Source organism: Kineococcus anabasis (assembly GCF_054590795.1).
Genome location: NZ_BAAIHU010000007.1, coordinates 511,607 through 514,013, shown reverse-complemented (window position 1 = coordinate 514,013; position 2,407 = coordinate 511,607). Strand labels below are relative to the sequence as shown.

Genomic DNA, 2,407 nt, shown 5'->3' with positions numbered 1-2,407 from the left:
GAGGCCGAGCGGGTCGAGGCCGAGCGGGTCGAGGCCGAGCGGGTCGAGGCCGAGCGGGTCGAGGCCGAGCGGGTCGAGGCCGAGCGGGTCGAGGCCGAGCGGGTCGAGGCCGAGGCGGCCGTGCAGCCCGTCGAACCCGAGAACGTCCCCCCGGTGGAACCCGCCGAGGTGGAGCAGGTCGAGCCGGACGTGGTCCCCGCCGTGGAACCCACCGAGGTCGAGGAGGTGGAACCCGTCGAGCCGGCGGACGTCCCGCCCGTCGAGCTCGAGGCGCCGGAACCCTACGTCGTCGACGCCGAGCGGGTCGAGGACGGGGCTGAGGACGAGGCGCCTCCGGTCCCGCACTGGGACGAGCTGACGCTCGCGAGCATCCGTGCCCGCCTGCGGCACTACTCCCTCCCCAAGCTGCACACGCTGCAGGCCTACGAACAGGCCCACGCGGCGCGGCCCGGTGTGATCTCCATGCTGGAGAACCGGATCGCGCTCCTCGACGGGAAGGCCGAGCAGGACGACCGGGAAACCGGCGACCACGACGGCTGACCGTTCCAGCACGACTCGTGCGGCCCTGCCGTGTGAGGATGGACCGGGAAATCCGGCGGTGCGTCCACCGCACCGTCGTGTGCCCTGTCCGCGGGCGGCGCGAACGGCAGCGGGCGTGCGAGGTCCTCCCTCACCTGGTCGGTCCCCTCGTGACGTCCTGCCCGTGCACCCGGTATTCGACTTGCTGAAGAGGGTGCCGGCGCGCCGGCGCCTCTAGGAGGAAGCACCGCAATGGGTCACTACAGCGTCTCGAAGGCCATCGTCACCGGCGGCGCCCGCGGTCTGGGCGCCTCGATCGCCGAGCGGCTCGCCAGCGAGGGTCTCAGCGTCGCGGTGCTCGACGTGAACGAGGCCGGGGCCAAGGAGACCGCCGGCGCGATCGCCGGGAGGACCTCGTCCCACGTCGTCGGGTTCGGCTGCGACGTGACGGACCGCGAGCAGGTCCGCGACGTCTTCGCCCAGGCGGCCGACGCCCTCGGCGGGCTCGACACGTTCATCGGCAACGCCGGCATCACCCGCGACCGCATGTTCCACAAGCTCACCGACGAGGACTGGGACCAGGTCCTCGCGGTGAACCTCACCGGCATCTTCGACGGCCTGCGCGCCGCGGCCCCGTGGCTGCGCACCGAGGGTCCCGGCCGGGTCGTCCTGATCTCCTCCATCGTGGCGAAGACCGGGAACCTCGGGCAGATGAACTACATCGCCGCCAAGGCCGGTGTGGTCGGCCTCGTGCGCAGCGCCGCCACCGAGCTGGCCCGTTTCGGCACCACCGTCAACGGCATCCGGCCGGGGTTCATCGAGACCTCGATGACCGCCGCCATGCCGCAGGAGGCGCGTGACGCGCTGATGACCAGCAACCTGCTGGGTCGCGCCGGGCAGCCCGAGGACATCGCCGGCGGGGTCGCGTACCTCTGCAGCGACGACGCGGCGTTCGTCACCGGCCAGATCCTCGACATCAACGGTGGGGCGGCCCTGTAGGGCCGTCGTCGCCCCGGCACGGGAGACGACCATGTACCGCGAGGGAACAGTCCAGGTCGGCCGGAACACGGTCACGGCCGACGTCCACGAAGGCGACACCTACCTGCTGCTCGTCAACGGCGTGGGCGGGGGCCGCGCGCTGTGGGAACCGCTGCGCGCGGCCCTGCCGCCCGGCATCGGCACCATCGCGTTCGACGCGCCCGGTTGCGGGGCGAGCGCTCCGGCGCGGTACCCGCTGTCCATCCGCGAGCAGGCCCGGATCGCCGCGGCCGTCCTGGAGTGGGCGGGTGTGGAGAGCGCGGACGTCCTCGGGTTCTCCTTCGGGGGGATGGTCGCCCAGCAGCTCGCGCACGACGCGCCGCAGACGGTGCGCCGCCTCGTCCTCGTGGGCACCGGCGTCGGCGTCGGCTCCGTCCCCGGCAGCCCCCTGGCGTACGCGCTGCTGACGGTGCCGCACATGGCCGACGGGAACTGGCTGCGCACCTTCGGGCCGTTCCTGTTCGGGGGCAGGGTCGCGGTGCAGCCCGACCTCGACGCCCTCGCCCGCCGGTTCGCCCAGCCCGTCGACGTCCTGTCCTACCTCGGGCAGCTGCAGGCGGCCACGCTGTGGTCCAGCCTGCCGTGGTTCTCCCGGCTGGAGCAGCCCGTGCTCGTGCTGGCCGGTGACCTCGACCCGCTGGTGCCCGTCGCCAACGCCTGCCTCATGGCGTCCCTGCGGCCCCGGACGGAGCTGCACGTCGTGCGCGGCGGCGGCCACCTCGTGCTGCTCGACAGCACCGAGGAGGTGGCCGAGGTCCTCACCGGCTTCCTCGGCACCGGGACCGGCAGGCACCTGCGCGTCGTCGCCTGAGCACCACCCGGACGCGGCGACGCCCGGACCCGGCCGCGG

General features: G+C 73.5%; 3 protein-coding genes. All 3 read left to right on the top strand.

Translation table 11 applies throughout. From position 1 onward, the window contains the following. Positions 1-540 (top strand): hypothetical protein (locus ACYQBY_RS13190; RefSeq protein ID WP_459644304.1); only part of this gene is annotated, 540 nt, incomplete at its 5' end. A 231-nt stretch (positions 541-771) separates the two neighbouring features. Then, positions 772-1,518 carry a 3-oxoacyl-ACP reductase FabG gene (fabG, locus tag ACYQBY_RS13185; protein WP_459644303.1) on the top strand — a complete coding sequence of 249 codons (747 nt, stop codon included), beginning with the start codon at positions 772-774 and terminating at the stop codon, positions 1,516-1,518. Between the two features lie 31 nt (positions 1,519-1,549). Next, the gene (locus ACYQBY_RS13180; protein WP_459644302.1) at positions 1,550-2,368 is read left to right on the top strand and encodes an alpha/beta fold hydrolase; all 819 of its coding nucleotides are present in this window, start codon (positions 1,550-1,552) and stop codon (positions 2,366-2,368) included. Positions 2,369-2,407 lie beyond the last annotated feature (39 nt).

What these genes read in the sequence shown, in the direction of transcription:
- fabG (WP_459644303.1), top strand. Translation starts at nt 772, where the DNA reads ATGGGTCACTACAGCGTCTCGAAGGCCATCGTCACCGGCGGCGCCCGC.
- ACYQBY_RS13180 (WP_459644302.1), top strand. Translation starts at nt 1,550, where the DNA reads ATGTACCGCGAGGGAACAGTCCAGGTCGGCCGGAACACGGTCACGGCC.